The following is a 6,614-nucleotide window of genomic DNA, read 5'->3' as shown; positions in this document are numbered from 1 at the left end:
CCCGGCCACCGTCGCCGCGCCCGCGCAGGCGCGCGAGCGCCTGGCCCAGCGCGCCGGCGCGACCGCGTGGATCGACGGCGAGTCCTACCGCGACGGCCGCGTCGGCACGCTGACCGACGCGCTCGGCTACGCGCCCGGCGTGTTCGTGCAGCCGCGCTTCGGCGCCGAGGAAGCGCGGCTGTCGATCCGCGGCTCGGGCCTGCAGCGCACCTTCCACGGCCGCGGCATCGAACTGCTGCAGGACGGCAGCCCGCTCAACCTCGCCGACGGCGGTTTCGACTTCCAGGCGGTGGAGCCGCTGAGCGCGCGCTACATCGAGGTCTATCGCGGCGCCAATGCGCTGGAATACGGCGCCGCCACGCTCGGCGGCGCGATCGATTTCGTCTCGCCGACCGGACTGGACGCCGCGCCCCTTCGCGTGCGCGCGGAAACCGGCGCGTTCGGCTATCGCCGCGGCCAGATCGCCGCCGCCGGCGCGTCCGCCGCCGCCGACGGCTACGCCAGCCTCAGCAGCCTGCGCCAGGACGGCTTCCGCGACCACGCCGAACAAGAGAACTATCGCCTGTTCGCCAACGCCGGCTACCGCTTCAGCGACGCGCTCGACGGCCGCGTCTACCTCACCCACGTCGATACGCGCTCGGCCCTGCCCGGCAACCTCACCCTGGCCGAGTCGCGCCGCGATCCGCGCCTGGCCGCGCCGGGCAACCTCGCCCAGAACCAGCGCCGCGACTATCGCCTGGACCGCATCGCCGGGCGCCTGGCGTGGTCGCCGTCGGCGGCCGGCATGCTGACTCTGTCGGCCTACTACGCCGACAAATCGCTCGACCATCCGATCTTCCAGGTGCTGCGCCAGGACAGCCGCGACTACGGCCTGGACCTGCGCTGGCGCGGCGACTACCAGGGCCTGGGCCTGCGCCACACCCTGATCGCCGGCGCCGCCTTCGCCCAGGGCGACATCGACGACCGCCGCTGGTTCAACGTCGGCGGCCGCGCCGGCGCGCCGAGCAACCGCTTCGACCAGCGCGCGCGCAACGCCAAGCTCTATATCGAGAACCAGAGCTGGCTGACGCCGCAATGGGCGGTCTCGCTCGGCGCGCAGGCGCTGCGGTCGCAGCGGCGTTCGCGCGACCTGCTGATCACCCAGGGCCGCGACGAAAGCTTCGACAAGGATTACAGCGGCCTGAGCCCCAAGCTCGGCCTGCGCTATCTCGCCGGCGACGGACTGCAGCTCTACGCCAACCTCAGCCGCAGCCTGGAACCGCCGAGCTTCGGCGAACTCAGCGGCGGCCCCGGCGTCACCCCGGTCGACAAGCAGCGCGCCGACAGCGGCGAGATCGGCTTGCGCCTGGAGCGCGGCGGATTGTCGCTGGACTTCGCCGCCTACCGCGCACGCATCCGCGGCGAGTTGCTCGCGCTCAACGACGGCAACGGCAATCCGCTCGGCACGGTCAACGCCGGCTGCACCCTGCACCAAGGCATCGAACTCGGGCTCGGCTGGACCTTCGCCCGCGACTGGACCGTTTCGGCCAGCTACCTCTACAACGATTTCCGCTTCGAGGGCGACCGCGTCTACGGCGACAACCACCTCGCCGGCGCGCCGCCGCAGCAACTGCGCGCCAAGCTGCGCTGGTCGCCGGACGCGCGCTTCTATCTCGAGCCCAACATCGAGTGGACGCCGCAGGGCTATTACATCGACCACGCCAACAGCTTCAAGGCGCCGGGCTACACCGTGGCCGGGCTGCGCGCGGGCGGGCGGATCGGCGCGCAATGGAGCTGGTTCGCCGACGCGCGCAACCTCGCCGACCGCCGATGGATCGCCAGCACGAACACCATCGCCGACGCGCGCGGGCTCGACGGGCGCAATTTCCTGCCCGGCGACGGACGCGGCGTGTATGTCGGCCTGGAGTGGTCGGCGCGCTGACGCGCAGGCGGCGGACTCGGCGATGCGGCGCGCCGCGCGAACGCACGGCGCGCCGCGGCGGCCTCAGTTCCAGCAGCTGCTGGGCTGATCGTTGACCGTCACCCAGAACCGCGTGGTGTCGTCGATGTTGCCGTACGCCTGCCAGCCCCAACCGCCGCCGCCGTCGTGATGCTCGGCGAGGCGGTAACCCGGGCCGAACTCGGCGCGGCAAAAGGCATCGGCTTCGGCGCGGCTCTTGAACGAATCGCCGCGCACCGCGCGGCTCAGGGCGATATTGCCCTTGGCCCAGCCGTTGTAGAAATCGACCGGCACCGGCGACGGCGAGCCGTCCTGCTTCAGGCACAGCGCCGGCAAGCGCGCCGAACACACGGTATCGCCCTGATACGCATCGCATTCCGGGCTGAAGCAGCCGATGCGGTCCACGCCGTTGGCGTGGCTGGCCTTGCGCCAGGTGACGCCCTTGCCGCCTGCCGCGCTGGCGGCGAATGCGGACAGCGCCAAGGTCACAACCGAAGCGGCGATGCACACTGCACGAACGTTCATCGTATTCCTCCATGAGCCAGTCGGTGGGTGGCGTTCGGCCATCGCGCGCCGCGACCGCATCGCGGCGCTTGCGCCGTCGCCGGGCGCAAGCAATAGCACGGCGGATTTCGTCGAAACCGATAACCCCATGCGCTTTCCGCCGCGCCGCGCCGGCGCATCGCGCAAGCGCATAGCGGTGCGAAAACCCGCGGAAAACAGCGCCCACAACCGATGTGCGCGCGGCTCCACTCTTGTCCTGCGTTGAGACTCGCGCTGCGCTCAGATCTCGAACCGATACGACAGCTTCACCAGCAACTGCTCGCTGTCGCGCAGGCTGAACGCGTCGCCGAACTCGCTGCCGACATCGCGGCGACGGTCGCCTTCCTCGAACATCTCGCCGCCGCGCACGTAGGCGATGTAGAGGTACGACAGCGGCGCCAGTTCGTAGCGATAGCGCACCTGGAACGCGAGATTGCGCAAGCTGAAGTCCGGCACGTCCTCCTCGACCGGCAACGGCCGTCCGGCGCCGTCGACGCGATAGACCCGGCGCCGGCGCGCGTCCACGCCGATGGTCTCCAGGCGCACGCGCAGTTCCTGCCTGTCGTCGATGAACCACTCCAGCCCGCCGTTGAGGCTGAGGATGTCGGCGCGGAAATCGGCGACGCGGTTGTCGCCGCGCCACAGCAGCCAGGCCGGGTCGTGGCTGTATTCGACGCCGGCGAACAGCGCCATGCGGTCGTTGACGTGATAGTTCGGCTCCAGATACAGCGTGACCCGGCCCTGGTCGAGATCGCCGAGGCCGTCGGCCTTGTAATAGGCCTCGGTGTACAGCGACCACGGGCTGCCGCCGCGCTGCGGGCGCAGCCGCTCGTAGCTCAGGAAGCCCTTCGCCGGCATCCGCACCACGCCGTTGCCGCGGGTCAGCAGATCGTCGTGGCCGCCGCTCCACAGCGCCGCTTCGACGAACTGGCGGCCGCCGTCGCGCATGTCGCTGCGGCGGTTGACCGCGATCGCGTCGGCGATGCGCACGCCGTCGTCGCTGTAGCGGCGCGACACGGCGAAATGCCAGTCCTGCCCGGCGTAGGCCGAATCCGCCGGCAGGTCGCTGACCCGCTTGCCCAGGTCGTAGCGCAGGTAGTTGAAGTTGTTGCGCTCCAGGTAGCCGAAGTCGTTGAGCATCAGCTCGCCGCCCAGGTGCAGGCCGTACAGCTGCTGGCGCCAGCCGCCGCCCATGTCGTAATCGATGCGCAACTGCGCGCCGCTGTCGCGGAAGCTGCGGCCGGCCTGCTCCACGTCGGAGGCGACCACGGTGCCGCGCAGCGACCATTGCGCGTTCGGCGCCCAGCGCTGGTCGAACTCGTAGACGTTGGCGGTGCGGTCCAGGAACGGCCGCTGCACGCGCGTGGCCATCGCGCCCAGGCCGAAGCGGGCGAAGTCGCGGGTGACGCGCGCGGCGTAGAAGTCGCGCCCGGCCTCGTCGCCCTCGTCGGCGGCGAATACGCCGTAATTGAAGCCGCCGGCGCTGCCGTTGAGCTTGACCGCCGCGGTCACGTCGCCCGAGCCGCTGCCGTCGTCGGCCGGCCCGCCGACGCGGCGGGTGTAGATCAGCCGGCTGTTGTTGTTGTACGAGCCGAACGGCACGTCGAAAAAGCCCTGGTTCTCGGTGAAGAACGGGCGCTTGTCGCTGAAGAAGGTCTCGGTGGCGCTGAAGTTGACGGTGAGCTCGTCGCTTTCGACCTGGCCGAAGTCCGGGTTGAGCGTGGCGCTGAGCTGGAACCGGCCGCTGGGCTTCCAGAACAGGTCCAGGCCGCCGTCGACGTCGCTGCCGTGGCCGACCGCGTCGGCGATGCCGACCACGTACGGCGTGATCGCCAGCAGCGATTGCTTGTAGGCGGGCACCTCGATGCGCTCGAACGCGGACAGGTAGCGCGCCTCGGTGTAGTGCACCGCCGGCCACGACACCCGCTCGCCGCTGGAGGCGATGACCCGGTCGAGCTGGATGCCGAGCGTGCGCGCGCCGCCCTGGCCCTGGCGCATCGGCGCGATGTGCCAGGGGATCAGCATCTCCGCCGACCAGCCCTGCTCGTCTTCGCTGGTGGCGTGGCGCCAGTCGCCGTCCCAGTCGTTGTTGAACTGGTTTTCGCTGGTGACCGTGGCGTCGGTGATGCCGTTGGCCAGGGTCACGGTGAAGTTGTAGCCGGTGCGGCCGTCGCCGTCGAAGTCCACGTACAGGTTGACCCGGTCGACGGTGCCGTCGCCGTCGCGCTGGGTGTGCTGGCGCATGCGCGGCACGCCGGCCGGCTGGACGTTGCGGAAGGCCACGGCGAGCCCGCGCTCGGTCGCCATCAGCCAGGCTTCGGTCGGCAGCCGCGAAGGCTCGCGCGACAGCGGCTGGGTGTGGCGGAAGTCGGTGATGCGGCGCGCCTGGCTCCACTCCTGCGGGTCGATGCGCCCGTCGATTTCCAGCGCCTGCGCGCACGGCGCGCCCAGCAGGCCGGCGCAGGCGGCGGCACGCGCGGCGGCCCGGACGGTGAACGAATAACGATGGCGCATGGCGCGCTCCCCCAACGGCGTGGACCTTCCCGGACGCGCAACGCCGCGGGCGGATCGCGGCGAACGGCACCGCGACGGCGCGCAGACTAACGGCGCGGCGGCGGCGCGCTAACTGGCGTAAGTCATGCAAACCTTCGGCCGCCGGCGCGCATCAGCCTGTGCGAGGACCGGCCGCGGCATCGCGGAGGAACGGCTGCGCTCCCGCATGGGCCGCCGGTAGGAGCGGCGCGAGCCGCGAGCGCGGGGTAGCCGCTTGCGTCGCACGCCGGATGGCGCGGTCGCGGCTTGCGCCGCTCCTACAGGGGGTTATCGGTGCGATGCGGGCGGTCGTTGGGCGGGCTGACAAACGTCAGCTCATTGCGATGAATCCGCGGCCGCGCGCTTACGGCGCGGTCGCGTCGTGCGCTACGAACGCCGATTCGCCCTGCGGCAGTTGCAGCCAGTCCGGATGGGCCAGCGCGCGTGCGATGTCGCCCTGCCCCGACAGCCAGTGTTCGCGCATCGCCACCCGGCCGAACTGGTAGTCCTTGAAGTGGCCGATCTTGGCGCGGTCGCGGTAGATCAGGTGGATCACGCTGTAGCGGCGGTCGCAGGCCAGTTCGGCCGCGTGCTGGGCCCAGGGGTTGCTGGCGCGCACGTCGCTGGGGATTTCCTCCAGCAGCTCGCGCAGCAAGCGCCGATAGTGCTGGAACACGCGCTGGGTGTCGGTGATCAGGCGGGTGCGGCTGGAGTACTGGATTTCCTTCTGCCGCTCGGCCACGTCGAGCAGGTTCTGCGGCAGCTCGCCGCGCGCGTTCCACAGGTCGACCTGGAACACCAGGGTGTCGCGGCGCGGGCTGGCGGTGAGCACCTGCGACAGCGGCGTGTTCGAGACCAGGCCGCCGTCCCAGTAGAACTCGCCGTCGATCTCGATCGCCGGAAACGCCGGCGGCAGCGCGCCGGAGGCGAGGATGTGGCGCGCGTCCAGGCGCATTTGCGTGTTGTCGAAATATTCCAGGTTGCCGGTGCGCACGTTGACCGCGCCGACGCTGACGCGGATGCCGTCGTCGTTGAGCCGGTCGAAGTCGACCAGCCGATTGAGCGTGGCGATCATCGGCGAGGTGTCGTACCAGCTCGCCGCGCCGGGGCCGGGCTGGCCGCCGGCCAGCAGCGCCGGGTCGGGGCCGAGCCAGGCGCGCGGCACGTAGAACCCGCGTTGGCCTTCGACGATCGCGCGCCAGGCTTCCCAGGTGTCGAGCCAGGCGCGGGTGTCGGCGTCGATGCCGTCGAAGCGCGCCTCCTGGCCCAGCGTGGTCGAAGGAAACACGTTCGGGCGCGAGATCGTGTCCCAGAACTCGCGCAGCGCGGCCATGCGCTTTTCCGGCGGGTTGCCGGCGATGATCGCGGTGTTGAACGCGCCGATGGAGATGCCGGCGATCCAGTTCGGGGCGATGCCGGCTTCGAACAGTCCCTGGTAGACGCCGGCCTGGTAGGCGCCGAGCGCGCCGCCGCCTTGCAGCACCAGGGCGATGTTCTCGGGCAAGGCCGGGGCCGCGTCCTGCACGCGCTGCACCGCTTCGTGGGTGGCTCGCTCGGCCGCGTCGGCGCGGCGGGCCTGGCGCGCAGTCGCGGGCGCGGG

General features: G+C 71.0%; 4 protein-coding genes. 1 reads left to right on the top strand and 3 read right to left on the bottom strand.

The genetic code is table 11. The annotated features are described in order from the left end of the window. Positions 1–1,921: TonB-dependent receptor family protein (locus tag A7A76_RS21795; protein WP_206413275.1), on the top strand; the 1,921-nt coding region annotated here is incomplete at its 5' end. 63 nt (positions 1,922–1,984) lie between these two features. Here the strand turns inward: A7A76_RS21795 and A7A76_RS21790 are convergent. The 3 genes from A7A76_RS21790 to A7A76_RS21780 form a co-directional block, all read right to left on the bottom strand. Then, positions 1,985–2,464 carry a hypothetical protein gene (locus tag A7A76_RS21790; protein ID WP_206413274.1) on the bottom strand — a complete coding sequence of 160 codons (480 nt, stop codon included), beginning with the start codon at positions 2,462–2,464 and terminating at the stop codon, positions 1,985–1,987. A 258-nt stretch (positions 2,465–2,722) separates the two neighbouring features. Next, positions 2,723–4,996 (bottom strand): DUF5916 domain-containing protein, encoded by a 2,274-nt coding sequence (locus A7A76_RS21785; protein ID WP_241201114.1) that lies wholly within the window; start codon positions 4,994–4,996, stop codon positions 2,723–2,725. A 382-nt stretch (positions 4,997–5,378) separates the two neighbouring features. Then, positions 5,379–6,614: patatin-like phospholipase family protein (locus tag A7A76_RS21780; protein ID WP_343225386.1), on the bottom strand; the 1,236-nt coding region annotated here is incomplete at its 5' end.

Origin of the sequence: Lysobacter enzymogenes, assembly GCF_017168095.1 — a bacterium.
Classification (GTDB): domain Bacteria; phylum Pseudomonadota; class Gammaproteobacteria; order Xanthomonadales; family Xanthomonadaceae; genus Lysobacter; species Lysobacter enzymogenes_D.
Note: the sequence above shows the minus strand (reverse complement) of the source record. Positions and strands in the feature narration are given on the sequence as shown.

Excerpts from the sequence above, each read along its gene's own strand:
- A7A76_RS21790 (WP_206413274.1), bottom strand. The coding sequence starts at position 2,464 with ATGAACGTTCGTGCAGTGTGCATCGCCGCTTCGGTTGTGACCTTGGCG.
- A7A76_RS21785 (WP_241201114.1), bottom strand. The coding sequence starts at position 4,996 with ATGCGCCATCGTTATTCGTTCACCGTCCGGGCCGCCGCGCGTGCCGCC.